Origin of the sequence: Allobosea sp. BK604, assembly GCF_004341515.1 — a bacterium.
Classification (GTDB): domain Bacteria; phylum Pseudomonadota; class Alphaproteobacteria; order Rhizobiales; family Beijerinckiaceae; genus Allobosea.
The window spans coordinates 108,500-128,641 of record NZ_SLZF01000007.1 but is presented as its reverse complement, the minus strand read 5'-3'; the positions used below and the strand labels follow the sequence as shown (position 1 = coordinate 128,641).

The window sequence follows — 20,142 nt, the reverse complement described above, 5'->3', positions numbered from 1 at the left end:
CAATCAGGCGGCAAGCGCCTTGCGCAGGGCGTCCGGCACGGGCGGCACGACCTTCACCAGCGTCGTATTGTCGAGCACCAGCTTCGTGGTGTTGGCGACATTCATCCAGGTGAACATGTCACGGAACATGCCCTGGAGCGAGTTCATGATATCGCCCTGGACATCCGCCGGCATGGCCCAGAACGGGCCCTTCATCACCTTCCAGGACTTCTTGCGCGTATTGTAGAAGAACTGCGCATCGGTCTCGCCGGGCCCACGCTCATTGGCATGGTTGGCGAAGGTGTATTCGCGGATCTGGTCCTTGATCGCCTGCGGCAGGCGCGGATGATCGAAGATCAGGTTGTTGAAGCCGAGCGCGAGATGGATCTCGACGGCGCCGGTGGCCGGGAACTTGGCGAGTTGCTCGCCGGGCAGGGTCGAGGCGCCGTGCTGGACCGCGCCGCCCATGTTGTATTGCTCGCGGCCGAGCGTGGAGATCGTCTTGAGCAGGTCGTAGTCGACATTCACCGCCGCCAGCGTGCCGTCCGGCAGGACCTTGCCACCGTGATAGGTGCCCGAGTTGATGCTGATCTTGCTGACCGCGGCGAGCGGCTTGCCCTTGGCCTTCAGCTCCTGCTGATAGACCTTCATGAAGCAATGCATCTCCTCGGGCGTGGTGTTCTCGTGGCCGACCTCGCCGATCTCGGCGCCGAGCGAGATGGTGATGCCCTTCGGCTCGATGCCACGCACGAACTCGGTGAAATGCGCAGTGAGCTCGGCATTGAGACGCTGCTGGTCCTCGACCGTGGGCAGGGAGAGGTCGACCACCGTGGAGGCGTCGATATCGACATTGTAGAGCCCGGCCGCGATCTGCTCGCGCATGACGGTCTCAAGCCGGCGCAGCTCGGCCTTCGGATCGGCGAGATAGGCCTTGGCGTTGATCTGGTCGTGGTCGGCCTGGAGGAAGACCGGACCCTTATGGCCCTCGCGCAGCGCGGCGGCGAGCACGCCGGCGGCATATTCCAGCGGCGGCTGCTGGGCGTAGATCGCCTCGCCGACCGCCTGCTCGAAGATGAAGAGCTGCGAGTCCAGTTCCTTCGCGGCGCGGAAGACGGCGCGGCAGGTCTGGTAGGTCCAGCCGCGCAGGTTCATCGCCGGCACGGTCTTGCCGCCCCATGTACCGGCGGCGCAGGCGAGATAAAGCTCCTGCACCGAGGAGGGCACGATGCCGGCGGCGTGTGCGGCCTCGCGGATCGCCCAGATCGCGACCGAGCGCGCCTCGGGCTCGGCGAGCGCCGCCGTTTCGGCCCAGCGGTCGATCATCTCGTCCGGGGGGCGCTTCGCCCTGGAGAAATCGGGCGAATGCCCTGACAGGTCGACACCAAGTGCCGCCAGATCCTGCTTGAGCTCAGCGAGCGAAGAGCATGCCATGATCACACCTTCTCAGTCCGGTTCGATATGAATGAGCGTTGCGGGCGAGACGACGGGCGCTCGATGGAACGGGATCCGGCCAGCGATGGCGAATCCATGCCGCGCGATCTCGTCGCCTTCCGGCGCGGAAAATCGGACCTCCCCGGAGCAACGTTTTTCTTTTTATCGCCGGGAATGATGCATGATATTTTCGTTATCGCAAGTCTGATTTTCGTTTTTAGTGCATCGCAGCATGAGCACCGATCCCGTCATTGCGAGCGCAGCGAAGCAATCCAGGGGGACTGGGCGCCCGGCGACCCCTGGATCGCTTCGCTTTCGCTCGCAATGACGGGAGGCGTTAGCGAACCTCGCCATTCGCCATGAGCGCCTCGACCGCCGCCCGATCCGGCATGCCATCCCAGCCGCGTGCACGTTCGGCCTTCAGCGCCGCCACAGCCGAGGCGAAACGCGCCGCCTCGACCGGAGCGCGCCCCTCGCCAAGGCCAAGCGCATAGGCGCCATGGAAGACGTCGCCACAGCCGGTCGTGTCGACGACCTCGACACGATAGGCCGGGATCGAGACGAGTTCGCCATCCAGCAGCCAGAGGCTGCCGGCGCTGCCGCGCGTGACGGCAAAAACCTTGCCGGGCCGCTCGGCGGCGCAATGTCTCAGCAGGTCCGCGGGCTCGCCCTCTCCCGCAAAATCCTTCAGGCCTTCGCTGGAGAAGACGACATGGTCGGTCTTGTCGATCAGGCGCCGGTTATCCTCGGGCGCACCGCCATCGGCGTCGAGAACGGTGGGTATCCCCCGCGTCCGGGCCCGCTCGAGAACCGCATCGGCACCGGCCGGCCAACGCGTATCGACGAGGACGACGCCGGCATCGTCGAGCGGATCGTCCGGCAGCGCGGCGGCATCGGTCGGCAGGCTGCGCCGGTCCGAGACGATGCTGCGCTCGCCGCGGGCATCGACCAGCACGATGGCACGCAAGGTCCGGCCTGGGAGCCGGGCGACCCCGGCGCAATCGACGCCATGCTCCTGCATGATCCGGATTGCGGCATCGCCGGCCGCATCGGCGCCGACCCGGCCCCAATAGGAGGCCGCCCCGCCAAGACGGCAGATCGCCACGGCGGCCGTCGCGGCCGGGCCGCCATAGCGCTGGTCGTAATGCAGCACCCCGGTCTTGATGCCGGCCGTCGGCAGGGCGTCGATATGGAAGACCTCGTCATGGACGAGGTTGCCGGCACAGATAATCCTGCCGGTCATGAAGACGCCGCCCCGCGCCGGCCCCGCCGCTGCTTCATGATTCCTCCCGCCATCATTCTCTTCGCCTTGCAGGGCGCCCGCTCCGCTTGTCACGGCTTCAGGCGCGGCGATGGCCGATGATGCACCAAATGTTCCTTTCCGCAATGACCATTTTCGTAATCGCGCATTGTCTTGTATAACCTGCCGATCGTAGTCAGAGCCCCGACATGGCCTCCCTCACCAAACGCCACAGCGACATTCTCGACATGCTCTCCCGGCGCGGCTACGCGGCGATCGAGGAGATGGTCGCCGCCTTCGACGTGACGCCGCAAACGCTGCGACGCGACCTCCAGGAACTGGCGGACCATGGGCTGCTGCGGCGCCATCATGGCGGCGCCAGCGCCAATCTCAGCACCGCCAACACCGATTACGGCCTGCGCCATGTCGAGACGGCAGCGGAGAAAGCGTCGATCGCGCGTGCGGCGGCGGATCTGGTGACGCCGGGAAGCTCGCTGTTCATCACGCCCGGCACGACGACGGACGCGCTCGCAAAGGCGATCGCGGAACGGCGCCCGCGCGGGCTGCGCGTGGTGACCAACAGCACGGTGGCGGCGTCGATCCTCGACAAATGCCCGGAGATCTCGATCCTGATCACCGGCGGCTACTGGCTCGGGCAGAACCGTGCCTGCGGCGGCATGCACGCCGCCGCCTTCATCGAGAACTATCGCTGCGACCTGCACATGACCAGCATCGGCGGCATCGATGCCGAGGGGAACCTGCTCGAATATCGCGACGACGAGGCGATCGTCGGCCGGACGATGATGCGCAACGCGCGCCGCTCGGTGCTGCTTGCCGACCATAGCAAGTTCAGCCGGGTCGCCATGGCACGGCTGGCGCATCTAAGCGAGGTGAGCACGCTGATCACCGACCGCCAGCCCAATCAGGCGACGGCTCAGATGATCCGCGATGCGCGCTGCGAGCTGATCATTTCCGGCTAGCGCGCCTTGCCGCTCCCTGGGTCGGCTTGAATCCTGCCGTGGCCATTTATATAGCCGCGCGAATGAGCCGCCGCCCCTCCGACGACCAGCATGTCGACGTTATCGTCGTGGGCGCAGGGATGGCCGGGCTCTCTGCCGCGGCTTTGCTGGCGCAACAGGGCTACAGAATCCTGGTCGTCGAGCATCACGACCGGCCGGGCGGCTGCATGACGTCCTGGGTTCGCAAGCCGCGGGACAGAGGCCGGATCGCCCGACGCTTCGTCTTCGATGCCGGCGTGCAGGACATCAGCGGATTGAGCGCGCAAGCTCCCGTGCAGCATCTGCTGGCCCAATTGGACGAGGAGAATGGCTTACAGTGGCTGCCGGTGCAGCATCGCTATGTGATCAATGGCACCAGTATCGATCTTCCGAGACACTGGACTGCCCTGGAGCAGCTTCTTTGCTCGCGCTTTGCCGATGAGGCGCAGGGCATCAGCGCGTTCCTGCGCGAGATCAGGCTGATCTACGACGAACTCTATGCCGGAATGCGGGCCGCGGATTATCGCCCCGTCGCGCAGCTGACGCCGTTGGCGCAAGCGGATTGGTCTCGCCAGTTCAGATACGCAGCGCAGGCTGCGGGGCAGCCCTATGTCGAGCTCCTGCGGCGCCATATCCGCAATCCCACGCTGATCAGTCTTTTCAGCATCCTGTCCGAATATGTCACCAATGATCCGGCCTGCCTGAGCCTCACCGATATGGTGCCGCTGTTCGGGTATTATATCGGCGGAGGGTTTTATCCGGCGGGCGGGGCTCAGAAGCTGCCGGATCTGCTGTGCGGCTTCATTCGCCGACATCACGGAGAGATCCGTCTCAAATGCCGGGCAGAGAGGTTCATCCTTCGCGACGGCGCCATAGCAGGCATCGAATTGGCATCCGGCCAATCCGTCCATGCGCCCGTCGTCATCAGCAACGCCGATATCGCCGCCAGCCATGGCGCGATGCTCGGTCCCTATCAACTGCCGCCGCGCTACCGCCAAAGATTGAAGCAATTGAAACGTGGCCCGACTGCGATCCTGATCAATTTTGGCCTGGACCGGATTCCGGACATGCCGGCGCGGGTCTTTGTCGAGCAGGATGGATTGATCTTCGGCCTCGGCAATCCGAGCGCCATCGATCCCAGCTTGGCGCCCCCTGGCCATGCCGCCTTGAGCCTGCTGCATCTGCTGCCCGAAGACGAGGCGAGTTCCTGGTTCGAGCTCGGTGACAGGGAGTATGAAAGCGCGAAGGCAGCCTGTGCCGAGACGCTGATCGCGGCGGCGGGCAAGGTGATCCCTGATCTCGACCGGCACATCGTGCATCATGAGGTCGCCGCGCCGCCAACCTTTCGCCACTATATCCAGGCGGAGAATGGCAGCATCTACGGCGCCGCCCGCGGCCAATGGTGCCCCGGCGTCAAATCACCCGTGCCCGGTCTATTTTTAGCCGGCGCAGGAACGGCGACGGGCCCCGGAGTGGAAGCCGCGGTGCTGTCCGGGATCCATGCGGCGCATGCGATCATGGACCGATAGGCCGCTCAGTCCTGCCACGCGACCGCAAGAAACAGGTGCTCCAGCGGCCTGGCATGCGCGAGGGACCAAGCCTCCCCGTCAAGATACAGCTGCGCCACGCCCTCCGACAGGGCCTCAGAAATATAGTCCCGGCGGTCCATGACCTGGGCGAAGGCCCGCCCCGTGGCTTTGGCCAAGGCCTCGCGTCCCGTCCAGATGCGATAGAATGCGTCAGGCCCATGCTGCTCGACCTGCCGTCGCTCGGCCGGACCGAAAGCCAGTTCTGCGATGCCCTGGAGATCGCGGGTCTTGGCACTGCTTTCGAGATCGAGCCCCAGGCGGGCGACAAAGCCGTAGGCAGCGGCAATGAACCTGCCCGCATGCGAGATCGAGATGATCGGCAGTATCTCGCCTGCGCGGGCTTCCAGAACCGGTCGCCCGCTGGCGTCGCGCGAAATGGCGCGCTGGCGCGAAGTCTCGATCTCTCTCTCGAGCATGTGGCGCAGCAGCGCCCTGGCGCAGCGGGAAGCGGGCGAATAGGCGGCATCCGTCGCATGCGACCAGCCCGCCAGGAGTTCCTTCGCGATATCGCCGTCCTGATCGAGCAGTGCCAGCGTGATCCGACGCTTCGACTCGCGACGATCAGGAAAGGAGATGGGCAGGGAGAAGCCCGGAATTTCGAACATGCACGAAACAGGATGGCCGGCGGAAGGCAGCCAAGCTATGAGAGCCGTCCGAAATGCCAAGCGAAACCTTTATGAGATTTGCGGTTCGAAACTGGTTCGCATGGACATCCGAGCGCGTCTCGGCGGCGCAATGGCGGGATTGGGGCGGTCCGTGCCGCCATGAGGATTTCATCGCTCCGGTCGCCTTGCCTCTGTCCCTGCGCCGGCGGGCGACGCCGATTGGGCAGACCCTGCTCGCGGGCGCCCTGGGCTTCGGCGATATGGTGCAGCGGGCGCGCTATGTCCTGGCCTCCCGCCATGGCGAATTCAGCCGCGCGCGCCAGACTCTCATGACCCTGGCGCAGGAGGAAGAGCTCTCGCCGGCCGAGTTCAGCATGTCGGTCCATCACGGGCTTGCGGGGCTCCTGTCGATCCACGCACGCAATCGCGAAGGCCATACCGCGCTGGCGGCGGGAACTGAATCCTTCGCCTGCGGTTTGCTCGAAGCGGCGGCCTGCATCGCCGAGAATCCGCAAACGCCCATCCTGCTGCTCTATGCCGATGAAAAGCTGCCGCATGAATTTACCGGGCTCGCCGGCCCGGAAAGCGCCCTGCCCTGTGTCATGGTGCTCGGCTTGACGGCGCCGCAAATGGATGAGGGCGACATTCTCCTGGCGCAGCAGCCAACCAGCCGGCCCGAGGCGCCGACGCCCTCGGCTGCGCTGGATTTTCTGCGGTTCCTGCTCTCCGGCAGCAGGCAGGCGGTTTCGCACGGCGAATCCTGGGACTGGACCTGGCGGCATGCTTGACTGGCTTGCCCGCATCTACCGCACCCTCGGCACGGGCTTCTTCTTCGCCATCCTGTTCGGCGGCGGCGCTGTCATCGCGACCATCGCCTTCCCGATCGTCAGCCTGACGACCCGGAACACAGAGCGGCGCTGGGCGCGCAAGCAGTACATCATCCATCTGCTGTTCAGGTTCTATATCGGCCTGATGCGCTTCATGCGGCTGGCTTTCTTCGAGTTCCGGGGCCTGGAGAAACTGCGCGATGCGCCGGGCAAGCTGGTGATCGCCAATCACCCGTCCCTGCTCGACGTGGTGCTGCTGATGTCGCTGATCCCGCGCGCCCAGTGCATCGTCAAGCAGGAGCTCTGGGAAAGCCCCTATCTCGGCCGGCTGGTGCGGGGCGCCGGCTATATCAGCAATGCCCTGCCTTCCGAGCAATTGCTCGCCGCCTGTCGCCAGGCGATCGAGCTGGATGCCTGCCTGATCGTCTTCCCGGAAGGCACGCGCAGCACGCCCGGCGCGCCGATCCAGCTGCAGCGCGGCTTTGCCAATATCGCGCTCCTGCTCGGCCTCGACATCCAGCTGGTCACCATCACCTGCACGCCGCCGACGCTGTTGAAGGGACAGAAATGGTATGAGATTCCGGCGCGCCGCCCGGTGTTTTGCGTCGATGTGGGCCAGGTGATATCGGTGGCGCACCTGCTGAACGACCATGCGCGACCTCTGGCCGCCCGCAAACTGGTGAGGACGGTGGCGGCCTATTACGAGGACAGACTAGCGAATGGATGAGCTGGAACTACGGATCAAAAGGCTGATCATCGACAGCCTCAAACTCGAAGATCTCACGCCGGACGATATCGCCAGCGACGAGCCGCTCTTCGTCGAAGGGCTCGGTCTGGACTCTATCGATGCGCTCGAACTCGGCGTCGCGTTGCGCAAGACATTCGGGCTGACCATCGAAACCGTGACTGACGATCTCAAGCTTCATTTCAGAACCGTCAGCACGCTGGCCGAGTTCGTGCGCTCGCAGCAGAAGGATATCGAGCACCATGTCGCGTGACGAGCTCCTCCACCAGATCAAGTCCTATCTGATCGAGATTTTCGAAGTCCCGGCCGAGAAGGTGACGCCGGATGCGCGGCTCTATGAAGACCTCGATCTCGATTCCATCGATGCGGTCGACCTGATCGTGAAGCTGCAGGACCTGACCAGCCAGAAATTCTCGCCGGAAGACTTCAAATCGGCCCTGACCGTCACCGATGTGGTCGACCGGGTCGATGCGATGATGAAGGCGCAGGCGTAAAGCAGCAGCGGACATGTTCGCTGGGCCCGCGATGCGCGCGTTTCTGATCGTGCTGGGCCTGGCCTATCCCGTCCTGGTCTATTGGGGCCATGGCAGCCTTCCTCCCACGACCTTCATTCTGGCGGCCCTGCTGCTGATCGCGCTCCGTTACGTGCTCGCGCCCGCCGGGCCGCTCCATCTGAGCCATCCGACCGTGCTGATCGTCGGCGGGGCGCTGCTCGCCCTGAGCCTTGTCGATCAGTCGCTGGCCTCGCTGGCCTATCCGAGCCTGATCAGCTTCGCCTTCGCCTCGGTCTTCGGCCTGTCGCTCCGGTATCCGCCGAGCCTGATCGAGCGCTTCGCCCGTGCGCGGAATCCGGACTTGCCGGACGCAGCCAAGGCCTATTGCGCCAATGTGACCCTGCTCTGGACCGTCTGGCTCATTGCGAATGGCGTGATCGCCGCCGCGCTGGCCTTCAGCCACAAAATGGAGCTGTGGCTGCTCTGGACCAGCCTGCTCAATTATCTCGTCAGCGGCGGCCTGTTCGGCGGCGAATGGCTGTTTCGTCGTATCAGACATATGCCGACATGAGTGCAGGCAGCCTCCTTTCCATTCCTGCCAGCTGGCGCGACGACATGGGCCGGCCCGTCGCGCTGCGCGCCGGCGAGCTTCTCACACGGCGGCAATTCATCGGCGATCTCGACCATAATATCGGGCTGCTGCGGCAGCTGCCGGGTGAGGCGGCGATCCTGTACACGACCAGCCTCTACTGGTTTGCCATCGGGCTTTTCGCGCTGATCGCCTGTCGCAAGCGCGTCATCATCGCTGCCAATGATCGTCCGGCGGGCCTGGCGCGGCTCGGTGACCATGCCGGGCTCATCGTCAGCGATCGGGACAGGCTTTTCGCCGGCCTGCAGCAGCTTATCGTGCCTGGCCGTGATGTCCCGGATGTAGCATGGCCCGAGATGGACATGGCCTCTCCGCTCAGCTTCTTCACCTCGGGCTCGACCGGCGCCCCCAAGAGAATCGACAAGCAGCTCCGGCATCTCGTCGCTGAGGCGGACGCCATCTCCGAGCTATTCTGCACGCAGCAGCATTTCCGATCGGTTTGCGGAACGGTGCCGCATCACCATGCCTATGGCCTGGCTTTTCGCCTGATCTGGCCGCTCCTTACTGGCATTCCCTTCTCGGATGAAACGCCGGACTTTCTCGAGAATGCATTGGCAGAGCTCGAAGAGGGCGCTGTTTTCGTCACCAGTCCGGCTCATTTGCATCGTCTGGACGGCTTCGCTCCCTTGCCACCGACGAAGCGCCCCGCCTGCGTCCTCAGCGCGGGCGCGCCTCTGGATGATGGCGCGGCGAAGCAGGCGCAAGATCTCTTCGGCTGCCCGGTGACGGAAATCTACGGCTCGACTGAAACCGGGGCGCTCGCCTGTCGACGACACGACCGCTCCGGGCAGCCCTGGCTTACGCTGCCCTCGGTGCAGTTCGTGCAGGGCTCATCCGGCCAAGCCACGGCCAAGGCGCCACATCTTCCCGGCGGGGCGGCAGAGCTTGCCGACGAGATCCGCATGCGCGAGGGCGGCGGTTTCGACCTGCTGGGGCGGCGCGACCGCATCGCCAAGATCGAGGGTGCGCGCGTGAGCCTCGATGAGGTCGAGGCGCAGCTGCATGCCCTCGACGATGTCGAGGAAGCCTTCGTCATCCTGCGCGGCCGCCCGGCCCGGCTTGCCGCCTGTGTCGTGCCGAGCGCCGTAGGGGCCGAGTTCCTTGCCAATCATGGCGCTTTCCGGTTTAACCGCCGGATACGCGCCGCTCTGGCAATTCATCTTGAAGCGGCCAGCCTGCCCCGGCATTGGTGTTTCGTTGAGCAATTGCCACGCGGCGCCCTGGGCAAAATCAGCCAGCGCGACGTTGAAACCTTGTTCGATGACTAAAGCCGATCCGATGCAGCTGTCTGGCGCAATCGAGCCCGAGATCTCGGCCACGCGTCCGATCCAGGACGGCGTGCAAATCGACCTGACCGTCCCGCATGATCTCGCTTATCTCGAAGGCCATTTCCCGGAAACGCCGATCGTGCCCGGCGTCGTGCAGATCGACTGGGCCATTCGATTGGCCGCACGCTATTTGCACCTCGATATCGAGGCCGGGACGCATTTCCAGGTGAAGTATCGACGGATTTTCCTGCCCGGCAGGCCCGTCATCCTGACGCTGCATATCAAGAGCGAATTCCTCCGCTTCGACTATGCCGACCAGGGCGAGATGCTGTCCTCCGGCTCCATCCGGCTGAAGCCAGCGAAGGAGCGGTAACATGGCTCTGTTCGCCGAAGCCAAAGCCGAGGTCCAGTTCTACGATCTCGACCCGATGCAGATCGTCTGGCACGGCAATTATCCGCGCTTTCTCGAGCTGGCGCGCTGCGCGCTCCTCGACAGGCTCGACTATAATTACCCGCAGATGGCGGCCTCAGGCTATATCTGGCCGATCGTCGACATGCAGATCAAATACGTCAAGCCTGCGCGCCTGTTTCAGAAACTCTGCATCCGCGCGACGCTGCTCGAATACGAGAACCGCATCAAGATCGGCTATCGGATCAGCGCTGATCCGAGCGGCGAACTGCTGACGAAAGCACAAACGACCCAGCTTTGCGTCGATGCAAAAACCGGCGAATTGCGGCTCGACTGCCCGCCGGACTTCATCCGAAAAGTGGAAGCGCTTCATGGACAAGACTAGCTCAACCGGCTCGTGGACTTCCCGCTTGCATGTTTCGAGCACCGTCTGCCGCCGGCTGAGCGCACGCGGCCTGGCCCGGTCGGCTTGCGCATTGCTGCTCTCCTGCTGCGCGATGCTGTTCGTCGCCATGCCGCTGCAGGCGCAGAGCGTGACCTTGCAGGACGGCCAGCTGCTGCGCGGCCAGTTCGAGCAGAAGCGCTATCTCAATGGGCTGAACAATCCGGTGAGAAGTTCCGGCGTCTTCACGCTGGTTGCCGGCCGAGGCCTGATCTGGACGACGAAAAAGCCGTTCGCAACGACGACGATCATGACCGAGGCGGGCCTCGTCCAGGATGTGAAGGGCAAGGAGACCTTGCGCCTGGCCGCCAGCAAGCTGCCGATCATGTCGAAACTCTATTCGATGTTCGGCGCGGCGCTGACCGGGAACTGGGATGCGATGCAGAGCGCCTTCGCCCTGACGCGCCGGCAGAGCGGCAATGCCTGGACCATCCATCTCGAGAGCCTGAGGGCAGATGATCCCAATCTGCCGATCAAGGCGATCAATGCGCGCGGCCAGAAGCTTCTCGACGAGGTCGAGGTGGTGAAGACCAATGACGACCGCGATGTGCTGACCTTCTCCAGCCAGAAGCTGGAACGCGGCGCGCCGACGCCGGAAGAAGAGGAACTGCTGACGAGGGCGCAGCGCTGACGCGTTCCCGGGCCAGCCTGCTCTGGTTGCTCGCGGTGATCGCCGCGGGCATTTTTCTTGTCCTCAGCTTCCGCAGCGGCAATCCGCTGCGCACCGATCTCACCGCGCTGCTGCCCCTGGAACAGCAGGATCCGGCGCGGCAGAAGGCGAATGACCTGATTTCCCGGTCATTGGCGAAACGCTTCGTCATCCTGGTCAGCCACAAGGACCGGGCGCAGGCACGGGCCCGCGCCGCCGAACTGGCGAAGGCGCTCGAAGAGACCGGCCTCGTCGGGCCGATCGGCGAGGATTTCACGACGGATCAATTCAGGAAGCTCGGCACGCTCTACTTTTCCTATCGCGCCGGCCTGCTCTCGCAGGCCGACCGGGAGGCTCTGCTGGCGGGCCAGGGCCAGGACATCGCGGAGCGGGCCATGGCCCAGATCGTCGGGCCGGGCGCGGTCGCCGATGCACGGTTGCTGAAGGCCGACCCGTTCCTGCTGCTGCCCTCCTTCCTGCTCAGCCTCCCCTTCCCGTCCACCAAACTGACGCTGGACGAGGGCATGCTGTCGCTCACGGACGAACACGGCGTGCATATTCTCTTATCGGCCAGGCTTCTCGCCGATCCGTTCGACCTGAAAGTCCAGAAGACCATCGTCTCGACCTTCAACCGCTTTGAGGCCGCGCTGGCGGGGCAGGATGCGCCGGTCATCCGCCGCCTCGGCGCGGTGTTTTTCGCGGAGACCGGCGCGCGCAAGGCGATCGACGAATCCGCCTGGCTGGCCGGGCTTTCGCTCGCCGGGACCATCCTGCTCATTCTTCTCGCCTTTCGCGGCTTGCGGCCGCTGTTCCAGAATCTCCTGGTGATCGCGACCGGCGTGGTCTGCGGCCTCGCCGCCTGTCTGCTGATCTTCGCCCAGGTCCATGTCGCCGTCCTGCTGTTCGGGATCGGCCTGATCGGTGTCGCCGTCGATTACGGGTTCTATTACACGGCGACGATCTTCATGGCCGGCGACAAGACGCCGGAGCGACGTCTGCGCGATATCCTGCCGGGCATCTCGATGGCCTTGCTGATCGCCGTTATGGGTTATGGCGCGCTGGCGATCGCGCCCTTTCCGGGGCTGCGCCAGATCGCCGTCTTCTCCGCCGTCGGCCTGGCCGGCGCCTTCGTCTCTACGGTGCTCTGGCTGCCTTTGGCCGACAGGCGAAAGGTGCCGGCGCATACACCGCAAACCCTGCGCTTCATAGCGGGGCTCTCCCGGCTCTGGACCGAGGGGAGATGGCGGGCGCTTCGCCTCGGCTTTGGCGCATGCCTTGCGCTGATCGTCATCGCGGGCTTCGCGCGCATCGATTTCGATGACGACATCCGCAAGCTGCAACCGCTCGATCACTCGCTCACGGCGGATCAAGCCGCCATCACGGCCGTCACCGGGCTCAACCTCACCAATCAATATCTGCTGATCGAAGCGGCAGACGACGAGCGCGCCCTGGAGATCGAGGAGCAGATCGCGCCGATGCTCGATGCCTGGCGGAAATCCGGCCTGATTACGACCGCGCAATTTCCTGCTGCCTATGTGCCGTCTCCGGCACGGCAGGACGAGAACCGGCTGCTCCAGCGCGAGAAGCTCGTCGAACCTTTTCGAGCTGAGCTGCTGGAGGCTGTCGGCCTGCAGGCTGGCGACCTCAACGAGGCGCCGGACGGAAAACTCGAGCTCGCGGCGGCGCTAAGCAGCCGCGCCATTCCCTTCCTCAACGAGCTCGTGCTCGGGCCCGGCCTGCATGTCGTCACCTTGCAGGGTGTCGCCAGCACCGAGCGCGTCAGGCAGGGGGTCGCGGATCTCGCGGGTGTCAAATTCGTCGATCCGACGGCGGATCTGAGCGCGCTGCTCGGGCTTTACCGCTTTCGCGCGCTGGTTCTGCTAGGGTGCTCTCTCGCGGTCATCGCGCTGCTCGCCACCTGGCGCTACGGCTGGCGCGGTGCCGTGCGGGCGCTCGTGCCCTCCTTCGCCGCCCTGCTGGTCGCCCCCTGCGCGCTGGCTCTGCTCGGCTATTCCTTCACCTTCTTCAACGCCATGGCGCTGGTGCTGCTGCTCTCCTTCACAATGGACTATTCGGTGTTCTGCGCCGAGGGCAAAGCGGATGACCGGCTCGTGACCTTGCTGGCGGTGTGGCTCGCGGCGCTGGCGACGATCCTGTCCTTCGGCGTTCTCGGGCTTTCCAGCACGCCCGCCGTGGCGAGCTTCGGCCTCACGGTGCTGCTCGGCGTCGCCGTCGCCTGCCTGCTCGCCCCCATCTCAGCCCGGCACAGGGCGCGGTGACGAGCCGGCGCAGCGCGGAACTCGCAAAGCTGTGGGTGCGTTCTAGAAGCCTGCAATCCCTGTGTTATAAGCCCCGCGGGGCGAAAAGGGCATTTGATGCGGTTGTGGCGTGATTGGCTGATAGGCGGCTTGCTCTTTGCGTTGGCCGGCTGCGCATCGGATCTGAATTCAGCGAAGACGAACGAAGCGACCATGCTGATCGGCCCGCGCCTGCCGATCCGCGCGATTTCTCCCGCCGAGTTCGCGTTCAAGGGCCAGGTCACGCAGGTCCTGACCATGCGCTTCGGCGAGCAGTCGATCAGCCTCGAAGCCCAGCTCGCCATGAGCAAGGATGAAACCCGCCTGATCCTGCTCGATTCGCTGGGGCGGCGCGGCGTGACCCTGGTCTGGCGCGACGGCAGGCTCGAGTCCGAGCTCGCCCCCTGGCTGCCCTATGGCGTTCGCGCCGATGCGATCTTCGCCGATATGATGGTACTCTACGGCCAGCCCGCCGCCTTGCAGGCTGCGCTCAGCGGCTCGGGCTGCACGCTGGAGCTGGGCAAAGCTTCGCGCCTGCTGCGTTGCCATGACAAGGACGTGCTGCGGGCCGAGTATGAGCTGAAATCGCCGAAGCGGCTCAACGGCTCCCTGCACTATGCCAATCTGGCCTGGGGCTACGAGGTCGAGGTTCAATCCGCGGAAGTGGTGCGGTGAACGACTATCTCAGCGTTTCCGCCATGGGCTTGATCACGCCCATCGGCAACGGCAAGGCCGAGACCGCCGGCAACCTGTTCAAGGGCTGCCAGAGCGGCTTTCGGAGCCGCGACGACCTCATTCCCAAGCGCAAGGTGCTGGTCGGCGAGGCGATGGGAGAGATTCCCGGATTGCCCGCCGAATTCGCAAAATGGGACTGCCGCAACAACCGGATGATGGCGGTCGCGCTCGAGCAGATCCGCCCCCATCTCGAGCGTGCGATCGCGCGCTACGGGAACAGCCGCATCGGCGTCATCCTCGGCACCAGCACCTCGGGCATCGCCGAGGGCGAGGCCGCGTTCGCGCAGCGCGTGAAGACGGGAGAATGGCCGCAAGCGTTTGACTACGCGCAGCAGGAAGCCGGGGGCCTCAGCGAATTCGTCAAGGCGTTTCTCGGCCTCGCCGGCCCGGCCTATACGATCGCGACGGCCTGCTCGTCGAGCGCCAAGGTCTTTGGCGCGGCGCGGCGGCTGATCCGCCTCGGCCTGGTCGATGCGGCCATTGTCGGCGGCGCCGATTCCCTGTGCCGGATGACGCCGAGCGGCTTCACTGCGCTCGGCGCGGTCTCCGCCAAACCTGCCAATCCGTTCAGCAGGAATCGCGACGGCATCACGATCGGCGAGGCTGCGGCCGTGTTCCTGCTGGAGAAGGAGCCGGGCGAGATCGTGTTCATGGGCATCGGCGAGACATCGGACGCCCATCACATCAGCGCCCCCGAGCCGGAAGGAACAGGAGCGGAAAGCGCGATGCGCGCGGCACTGCGCGATGCCGGGTGTGGGGCCGGCGACATCGCCTATGTCAATCTGCACGGCACAGCGACGCCCCTGAACGACGTCATGGAAGGTCGGGCGGTCCATCAGATCTTCGGGGCGGACACGCCATGCAGCTCGACCAAGGCGATGACCGGGCACACTTTGGGCGCGGCAGGCGCCTGCGAGGCTGCGTTCCTGTGGCTGACGCTGTCACAGCATCATAATCCGGGGCGTCTTTTGCCACCTCATCTTTGGGATGAGGCCCAGGATGGCGGGATCGCCCCATTGCGCCTGACTGGCCCGGGTGAAAGCTTCCCTGCGCAGAAGACCGTCGCGATGCTGAGCAATTCTTTCGCCTTTGGCGGCAGCAACGTCGCGCTCGTCCTAGGGACAGCGGCGTCATGAGACAGACGCTTTACCCGCTCGACTCTGTCCTGCCGCATCGCGCGCCGATGATCCTGATCGACGGCATCGAGAGCTGGAACGGCCAGGAGATCCGGACTTATCTGACGATCGGCCCGTCCTGCCCGTTCTTCATCGATGGCAAGGGCATCGCCGCGCATGTCGCCATGGAATGGATGGCGCAAAGCTGCGCCGCCTTTGTCGGCATCGAGGCAATTCAGGCGCGGAGGCCGGTCAGGGTAGGTTTCCTGCTGGGTACCCGCAACTTTTCTGCGGCTCTCGACTGGTTCGGCGAAGGAGAGAGCCTCGCTATTACTGCGAGGTCGGTCTATCGCGAGGCCGGCATGGGGCAATTCGATTGCACAGTGTATCGCCATGGCGGCAAGGACGAGCTGGCGAAAGCGCAATTGACAGTTTATCAGCCCGATGATCTTGCCAGCCTGGTAGACGGTCAAACATCGGAACGCGAGAGATGACGCGCACGCTGCTTGTTACGGGCGCGAGCAAGGGCATAGGCCGGGCGATCGCGGTTCGCCTCGGGCGAGACGGCTTCACGGTCGTTGCGCATTACGCCAATGACCGTGCCGGCGCGGAAAGCACTCTGGCCGAGATCGTCGGGGCAGGCGGACAGGGGCGCGTGATCTCGTTCGACACCTCGCAGCGCGAGGTCACGCAGGCGGCGCTGGAAGCCGACATGGCCGAACACGGCCCCTATTACGGCGCCGTGCTCAATGCCGGCATCGCGCGCGACAATGCTTTTCCGGCGCTGAGCGATGTCGATTGGGACAGCGTGCTCGACACCAATCTCGGCGGCTTCTACAACGTGCTCAAGCCGATCACGATGCCGATGGTGAGCAACCGCAAGGGCGGCCGCATCGTCACCATCTCGTCGGTCTCCGGCATCATGGGCAATCGCGGACAGGTCAATTACAGCGCCGCGAAAGCGGGCATCATCGGCGCGACCAAGGCTCTCGCCGTCGAGCTGGCCAAGCGCAAGATCACGGTGAACTGCGTCGCGCCCGGCCTGATCGAGACGCAGATGCTCGACCACCCGTTTCTTGAGGAAGCGCTGAAGACCGTGCCGATGCAGCGCGTCGGCCAGCCGCAGGAGGTGGCGTCCGTGGTGGCGTTCCTCTGCTCGGATGAGGCGGCCTATATCACGCGGCAGGTGATTTCGGTGAACGGAGGCATGTTTTGAGGCGCCGTACCGTCATCACCGGCATGGGCGGCGTCACCGCCCTCGGCCATGATTGGCCGAGCATTCGTGCAAAACTCCATGCCGGCGAGACAGCCATCCGGCGCATGGATTGGGATTTCTATACCGGCATCAATTCCAAGCTCGCCGCGCCCATCAACGATTTCTCGGTCGACCAGCGCTATGGCCGCAAGCAGTTGCGCACGATGGGCCGGGTCTCGCGCCTTGCGGTCCGCGCGACGGAACAGGCGCTCGATCAGGCCGGGCTGATCAGTGCGGCCGAGCTCACGACCGGGCGCTGCGGCGTCGCCTATGGCTCCTCCTTCGGCTCGGTCCCGCCCATCCTCAGCTTTGCCGAGCTGATGAAGGACGGGCTCTCCAAGTCGCTCAATGCCACCAGCTATGTCCAGGTGATGAGCCACACGGCCGCCGTGAATATCGCGCTGTTCTTCGGCATGACCGGCCGCATCATTCCGACCTCGACGGCCTGCACGTCGGGGAGCATGGCAATCGGCTATGCCCATGAGGCGATCCAGAGCGGCAAGGCCGAAATCATGATCGCGGGCGGAGCCGACGAACTGGATATCTCCAATGTCGCGGTCTTCGACACCCTGTTCGCGACTTCGACCAACAATGACAAACCGGAGCTGACGCCGCGCCCATATGATAGCGCGCGCGACGGGCTGGTGATCGGCGAAGGCGCCTCGACCTTCATCCTCGAGGAGCGCGAGCACGCCCTGGCACGCGGCGCGCAGATCCATGCCGAGCTCGTCGGGTTCGGCACGAATTGCGACGGCCATCACGCCACCCATCCGCAGGCCTCGACCATGGAGGTCGCCTTGCGCCTTGCGCTGGAGGATGCCGGCCTGCCCGCCGCGGAAATCGGCTTCGTCAGCGGTCATGGCACGGCAACGGAATCGGGCGACATTGCCGAAAGCCAGGCGACCCACGCGGTCTTCGGCGAGCACATGCCGATCCATTCGCTCAAGAGCTTTTTCGGCCATACGCTGGGCGCTTGCGGAGCGCTGGAGGCCTGGCTCGGTATCGAGATGATGCGCGAGAAAAGCTTCGTGCCGACGGCCAATCTCACATCTGTCGATCCGCGCTGCGCGCCTCTGGATTATCTGATGAAGGACGCGCGCAAGATCGAGACGAACTACCTGATGAGCAATAATTTCGCCTTCGGCGGGATCAACACGTCCTTAGTATTTCAACTGGCCTGAACATTTGGGGGGTACCATGAAAGTCTTATGCCGCATTCTCCTGGCAGGCGCGGTCTGCTTCGCTTCCGCTTCCGCCATGGCGCGCAATGACCGCTCTGTGCAGCCGCTCGACGAGGCGATGAGCTCGCCGCAGGTCGCGGCCCTGAACAGCGACGTGCGGGTCTATTTCGGCAACCAGAGGCATCCGCGCGTCAGCCAGACAATCGGCGAATGGAGCAGCCAGCGCAGGGGCAGCGCCGGCCGTGACGCCGCGGAGACGCGGAGCGGCTGCCACTACGCCTTTGCCGAGGCCCTGGAGCAGTTGCAGAAGCGAGCGCTCAAAGAGGGCGGCAATGCCGTGATCAATATCTACAGCGTGCATGGCGACGTGCCGTTGAAGAGCACCAGCCAGTATCTGTGCGGCATCGGCAACGTCAAAACCGCGGTTCGCCTGACCGGCACGGTGGTCACGATCGGACGATAGGCAAGGTCCAATCCGGCCTTTCAGCCAGTCATGCCCCGCGGCGTGGCTGGCTTTTCCTTGGCGGGCTCTGCAGACGCTGGCACCGCCCAGAAATCAAAGAAATTGTACCATTGCAGCGGCTGCCGCAGGCAATAATGCTCGAGCCGCTCGGCATAGCGACCGGCGTAGCCGGCCAGGGCCTCCGCCCGTTCCTTTCGCGGAAGAAGGATCCTGTCGGCAAAGGCCTCGAAATAGGCGCGATGCCCGTTGCCCTCGCGCAGGCAGAACAGGGTGAGAACTGGGCAATCCAGCAGTGCGGCGAGGATGTACGGCCCCTGCGAGAAGGGCGCGGCCTGCCCGAGGAACGGGCACTCGCTCACCCTGTTCTGGCTCATGATCGGAATGCGGTCCCCGGCGATCACCAGCCATTCCCCGCGCTCGATCCGCTCCGACAAGGCGATCGCCGTATCGACGCCGATATCCGTGACTTCGATGACATTGGAGCCGACGCCCGGCATGAGCGAGCGCAGGATCGTATTGTAGCGCCGCGCCTGGACCGTGTGCATCAGCACATGCACAGGCCGGCCGACATGGCTGGCGAGGGCGGCGCGGGCGATTTCGGCATTGCCGAGATGCGAGACGATGAGCAGGGCGCCGCGCCGATCGGCGATGGGCGCGAGCGCAGCCTCGCCGCCGACGATCTCGACCGGGCCGATATCGCTCGGGCGCGCCCAACCGATGATCGTATCGAGCGCCTTGGTGGCGAAATCGAAATAATGGCGGAAGCCGTCGCGCCAGGTCGGTGGGGGCTCACCCTTGAGCGCGCGGACACGCACGAGGTAGTCCAGGGACGCCTTGCGGCGCTCTGCCCCGACGAGAAAGAAATAGAAGACGACGGGCCGCATCGCGAGAAGGCAGGCGCGCCGGCCGCAAAAGCTGTAGATGGCGAGCAGGCTGCGCATGCCCCAATAGGTGCCGCGCTCCGCCATTCCCGCCCAATGGCTGGCTTGCCCCTTTGCGGAAAGGCGTCGCCGTAGCAGCGCCGGCAGCCGCCAGAGCATGCCGAAGAACAGGCGGGTGTGCATGCAGGTGATGAGCCAGTTGTCCTTGAACAACCGGAAATTCGACACGTTGCCATCCGGGTAGGTGACGCGAACCGGGAGATGCACGACAGGCGCGCCGCGCCAGAACATCCGCACCATGATCTCGGTGTCGAAATCCATGTAATGGCCGACCCGCTCCTCCTCGATCACGCTCAAGGCGAGGGCGAGCGGATAGACCCGGAAGCCGCACATGCTGTCCTTGATCTGCAGCGACAGGGTCTCGATCCAGACCCAGACATGGGTCAGCCAGCGGCCTATGGCGCGGCCTCGCGGAATGGAGTGATCGTAGACCGGAATGCCTGATATCAGCGCCTCCGGCCTCGCCCGCGCTGTCGCGATCAACGCATCCAGGCTGTTCAGATCGTGCTGGCCATCGGCGTCGACCTGCACCGCATGGCTATAGCCCGCGGCGGCTGCGGCCTTCATGGCCACGCTGAGCGCCCCGCCCTTGCCCCGGTTCTCAGGCAAGCGGATGACCTCAACGTTCTTCGCCGGATCCTGCAGCGAGGCGATGGCCTGCGCGGCATCCGGCTCGCTGCCGTCGTCGACGATGAAGACCGGAATGCGCCGCGCCACCAGAACATCGACGATGCTGCCCAGGACCCGATAATGATTGCGGCTCGGTATGATGGCGCAGAGCCGAAATTCATCGACGGTTGGGCGCATAAGATCTTTCATCGACCATCGCG

General features: G+C 64.7%; 23 protein-coding genes. 19 read left to right on the top strand and 4 right to left on the bottom strand.

Going from position 1 to position 20,142, the window contains the following annotated elements; translation table 11 throughout:
- Nucleotides 1–3: 3 nt before the first annotated feature.
- Nucleotides 4–1,410 (bottom strand): class II fructose-bisphosphate aldolase, encoded by a 1,407-nt coding sequence (locus EV560_RS21745; RefSeq protein ID WP_131857908.1) that lies wholly within the window; start codon nucleotides 1,408–1,410, stop codon nucleotides 4–6.
- A gap of 63 nt (nucleotides 1,411–1,473) precedes the next feature.
- Here EV560_RS21745 and EV560_RS21740 point away from each other — a divergent pair, with 63 nt between their 5' ends.
- On the top strand, nucleotides 1,474–1,773 hold the full coding sequence (locus tag EV560_RS21740) for a hypothetical protein (protein ID WP_131857907.1): 300 nt from the start codon (nucleotides 1,474–1,476) through the stop codon (nucleotides 1,771–1,773).
- On the opposite strand, the gene EV560_RS21735 is transcribed toward EV560_RS21740, so the two are convergent.
- On the bottom strand, nucleotides 1,748–2,653 hold the full coding sequence (locus tag EV560_RS21735; protein WP_131857906.1) for a PfkB family carbohydrate kinase: 906 nt from the start codon (nucleotides 2,651–2,653) through the stop codon (nucleotides 1,748–1,750). The genes EV560_RS21740 and EV560_RS21735 overlap by 26 nt on opposite strands.
- A 206-nt stretch (nucleotides 2,654–2,859) precedes the next feature.
- On the opposite strand from EV560_RS21735, the gene EV560_RS21730 reads away from it, so the two are divergent.
- Nucleotides 2,860–3,630 carry a DeoR/GlpR family DNA-binding transcription regulator gene (locus EV560_RS21730; RefSeq protein WP_131857905.1) on the top strand — a complete coding sequence of 257 codons (771 nt, stop codon included), beginning with the start codon at nucleotides 2,860–2,862 and terminating at the stop codon, nucleotides 3,628–3,630.
- Between the two features lie 38 nt (nucleotides 3,631–3,668).
- A complete protein-coding gene (locus tag EV560_RS21725) occupies nucleotides 3,669–5,177 on the top strand; it encodes a phytoene desaturase family protein (protein WP_131857904.1) in 1,509 nt (502 codons plus the stop codon).
- 5 nt (nucleotides 5,178–5,182) lie between these two features.
- On the opposite strand, the gene EV560_RS21720 is transcribed toward EV560_RS21725, so the two are convergent.
- Entirely contained in the window at nucleotides 5,183–5,842 is a 660-nt protein-coding gene (locus EV560_RS21720; protein WP_131857903.1) for a 4'-phosphopantetheinyl transferase family protein, read from the bottom strand.
- 71 nt (nucleotides 5,843–5,913) lie between these two features.
- On the opposite strand from EV560_RS21720, the gene EV560_RS21715 reads away from it, so the two are divergent.
- From EV560_RS21715 to EV560_RS21640, 16 genes are all read left to right on the top strand, one after another.
- A complete protein-coding gene (locus EV560_RS21715; RefSeq protein ID WP_165923571.1) occupies nucleotides 5,914–6,630 on the top strand; it encodes a beta-ketoacyl synthase chain length factor in 717 nt (238 codons plus the stop codon).
- The gene (locus tag EV560_RS21710; RefSeq protein ID WP_131857901.1) at nucleotides 6,623–7,396 is read left to right on the top strand and encodes a lysophospholipid acyltransferase family protein; all 774 of its coding nucleotides are present in this window, start codon (nucleotides 6,623–6,625) and stop codon (nucleotides 7,394–7,396) included. The genes EV560_RS21715 and EV560_RS21710 overlap by 8 nt, the downstream gene beginning before the upstream one ends.
- On the top strand, nucleotides 7,389–7,667 hold the full coding sequence (locus tag EV560_RS21705; protein WP_131857900.1) for a phosphopantetheine-binding protein: 279 nt from the start codon (nucleotides 7,389–7,391) through the stop codon (nucleotides 7,665–7,667). Before EV560_RS21710 ends, EV560_RS21705 begins: the two co-directional genes overlap by 8 nt.
- A complete protein-coding gene (locus tag EV560_RS21700; RefSeq protein ID WP_131857899.1) occupies nucleotides 7,657–7,908 on the top strand; it encodes an acyl carrier protein in 252 nt (83 codons plus the stop codon). Before EV560_RS21705 ends, EV560_RS21700 begins: the two co-directional genes overlap by 11 nt.
- A 13-nt stretch (nucleotides 7,909–7,921) precedes the next feature.
- Entirely contained in the window at nucleotides 7,922–8,479 is a 558-nt protein-coding gene (locus EV560_RS21695; protein ID WP_131857898.1) for a COG4648 family protein, read from the top strand.
- Complete coding sequence (locus EV560_RS21690) at nucleotides 8,476–9,825, top strand: AMP-binding protein (RefSeq protein ID WP_165923570.1); 1,350 nt, start codon at nucleotides 8,476–8,478, stop codon at nucleotides 9,823–9,825. The genes EV560_RS21695 and EV560_RS21690 overlap by 4 nt, the downstream gene beginning before the upstream one ends.
- Entirely contained in the window at nucleotides 9,818–10,198 is a 381-nt protein-coding gene (locus tag EV560_RS21685; RefSeq protein ID WP_165923569.1) for an ApeI family dehydratase, read from the top strand. Before EV560_RS21690 ends, EV560_RS21685 begins: the two co-directional genes overlap by 8 nt.
- 1 nt (nucleotide 10,199) lies before the next feature.
- Nucleotides 10,200–10,619 carry an acyl-CoA thioesterase gene (locus tag EV560_RS21680; RefSeq protein ID WP_131857895.1) on the top strand — a complete coding sequence of 140 codons (420 nt, stop codon included), beginning with the start codon at nucleotides 10,200–10,202 and terminating at the stop codon, nucleotides 10,617–10,619.
- Nucleotides 10,620–10,644: 25 nt separating this feature from the next.
- A complete protein-coding gene (locus EV560_RS21675; protein ID WP_131857894.1) occupies nucleotides 10,645–11,307 on the top strand; it encodes an outer membrane lipoprotein carrier protein LolA in 663 nt (220 codons plus the stop codon).
- Nucleotides 11,308–11,342: 35 nt separating this feature from the next.
- Complete coding sequence (locus EV560_RS21670) at nucleotides 11,343–13,604, top strand: MMPL family transporter (protein WP_131857893.1); 2,262 nt, start codon at nucleotides 11,343–11,345, stop codon at nucleotides 13,602–13,604.
- Between the two features lie 192 nt (nucleotides 13,605–13,796).
- Nucleotides 13,797–14,297: a DUF3261 domain-containing protein gene (locus EV560_RS21665; protein WP_165923568.1), complete on the top strand. Its 501-nt coding sequence runs from the start codon at nucleotides 13,797–13,799 to the stop codon at nucleotides 14,295–14,297.
- Nucleotides 14,294–15,493 carry a beta-ketoacyl-[acyl-carrier-protein] synthase family protein gene (locus tag EV560_RS21660; protein ID WP_207908088.1) on the top strand — a complete coding sequence of 400 codons (1,200 nt, stop codon included), beginning with the start codon at nucleotides 14,294–14,296 and terminating at the stop codon, nucleotides 15,491–15,493. Before EV560_RS21665 ends, EV560_RS21660 begins: the two co-directional genes overlap by 4 nt.
- Nucleotides 15,490–15,966, top strand: a complete 477-nt coding sequence (locus tag EV560_RS21655) for a hotdog family protein (RefSeq protein ID WP_465247030.1) — start codon at nucleotides 15,490–15,492, stop codon at nucleotides 15,964–15,966. The genes EV560_RS21660 and EV560_RS21655 overlap by 4 nt, the downstream gene beginning before the upstream one ends.
- Nucleotides 15,963–16,688, top strand: coding sequence for a 3-ketoacyl-ACP reductase FabG2 (locus EV560_RS21650; protein WP_131857890.1), 726 nt, complete (start codon nucleotides 15,963–15,965; stop codon nucleotides 16,686–16,688). The genes EV560_RS21655 and EV560_RS21650 overlap by 4 nt, the downstream gene beginning before the upstream one ends.
- A complete protein-coding gene (locus EV560_RS21645) occupies nucleotides 16,685–17,908 on the top strand; it encodes a beta-ketoacyl-ACP synthase (RefSeq protein WP_165923567.1) in 1,224 nt (407 codons plus the stop codon). Before EV560_RS21650 ends, EV560_RS21645 begins: the two co-directional genes overlap by 4 nt.
- A 97-nt stretch (nucleotides 17,909–18,005) precedes the next feature.
- Nucleotides 18,006–18,371, top strand: coding sequence for an excinuclease ABC subunit A (locus tag EV560_RS21640; protein ID WP_131857889.1), 366 nt, complete (start codon nucleotides 18,006–18,008; stop codon nucleotides 18,369–18,371).
- 20 nt (nucleotides 18,372–18,391) lie between these two features.
- Here EV560_RS21640 and EV560_RS21635 read toward each other — a convergent pair whose 3' ends face one another.
- Nucleotides 18,392–20,119 (bottom strand): glycosyltransferase family 2 protein, encoded by a 1,728-nt coding sequence (locus EV560_RS21635; RefSeq protein WP_207908087.1) that lies wholly within the window; start codon nucleotides 20,117–20,119, stop codon nucleotides 18,392–18,394.
- Between the last annotated feature and the right edge of the window lie 23 nt (nucleotides 20,120–20,142).

Excerpts from the sequence above, each read along its gene's own strand:
- EV560_RS21635 (WP_207908087.1), bottom strand. The coding sequence starts at position 20,119 with ATGCGCCCAACCGTCGATGAATTTCGGCTCTGCGCCATCATACCGAGC.
- EV560_RS21700 (WP_131857899.1), top strand. The coding sequence starts at position 7,657 with ATGTCGCGTGACGAGCTCCTCCACCAGATCAAGTCCTATCTGATCGAG.
- EV560_RS21735 (WP_131857906.1), bottom strand. The coding sequence starts at position 2,653 with ATGACCGGCAGGATTATCTGTGCCGGCAACCTCGTCCATGACGAGGTC.
- EV560_RS21730 (WP_131857905.1), top strand. The coding sequence starts at position 2,860 with ATGGCCTCCCTCACCAAACGCCACAGCGACATTCTCGACATGCTCTCC.
- EV560_RS21745 (WP_131857908.1), bottom strand. The coding sequence starts at position 1,410 with ATGGCATGCTCTTCGCTCGCTGAGCTCAAGCAGGATCTGGCGGCACTT.
- EV560_RS21680 (WP_131857895.1), top strand. The coding sequence starts at position 10,200 with ATGGCTCTGTTCGCCGAAGCCAAAGCCGAGGTCCAGTTCTACGATCTC.
- EV560_RS21710 (WP_131857901.1), top strand. The coding sequence starts at position 6,623 with ATGCTTGACTGGCTTGCCCGCATCTACCGCACCCTCGGCACGGGCTTC.
- EV560_RS21695 (WP_131857898.1), top strand. The coding sequence starts at position 7,922 with ATGTTCGCTGGGCCCGCGATGCGCGCGTTTCTGATCGTGCTGGGCCTG.
- EV560_RS21690 (WP_165923570.1), top strand. The coding sequence starts at position 8,476 with ATGAGTGCAGGCAGCCTCCTTTCCATTCCTGCCAGCTGGCGCGACGAC.
- EV560_RS21665 (WP_165923568.1), top strand. The coding sequence starts at position 13,797 with ATGCTGATCGGCCCGCGCCTGCCGATCCGCGCGATTTCTCCCGCCGAG.
- EV560_RS21705 (WP_131857900.1), top strand. The coding sequence starts at position 7,389 with ATGGATGAGCTGGAACTACGGATCAAAAGGCTGATCATCGACAGCCTC.
- EV560_RS21650 (WP_131857890.1), top strand. The coding sequence starts at position 15,963 with ATGACGCGCACGCTGCTTGTTACGGGCGCGAGCAAGGGCATAGGCCGG.
- EV560_RS21715 (WP_165923571.1), top strand. The coding sequence starts at position 5,914 with ATGAGATTTGCGGTTCGAAACTGGTTCGCATGGACATCCGAGCGCGTC.
- EV560_RS21720 (WP_131857903.1), bottom strand. The coding sequence starts at position 5,842 with ATGTTCGAAATTCCGGGCTTCTCCCTGCCCATCTCCTTTCCTGATCGT.
- EV560_RS21740 (WP_131857907.1), top strand. The coding sequence starts at position 1,474 with ATGGAACGGGATCCGGCCAGCGATGGCGAATCCATGCCGCGCGATCTC.
- EV560_RS21685 (WP_165923569.1), top strand. The coding sequence starts at position 9,818 with ATGACTAAAGCCGATCCGATGCAGCTGTCTGGCGCAATCGAGCCCGAG.
- EV560_RS21655 (WP_465247030.1), top strand. The coding sequence starts at position 15,490 with ATGAGACAGACGCTTTACCCGCTCGACTCTGTCCTGCCGCATCGCGCG.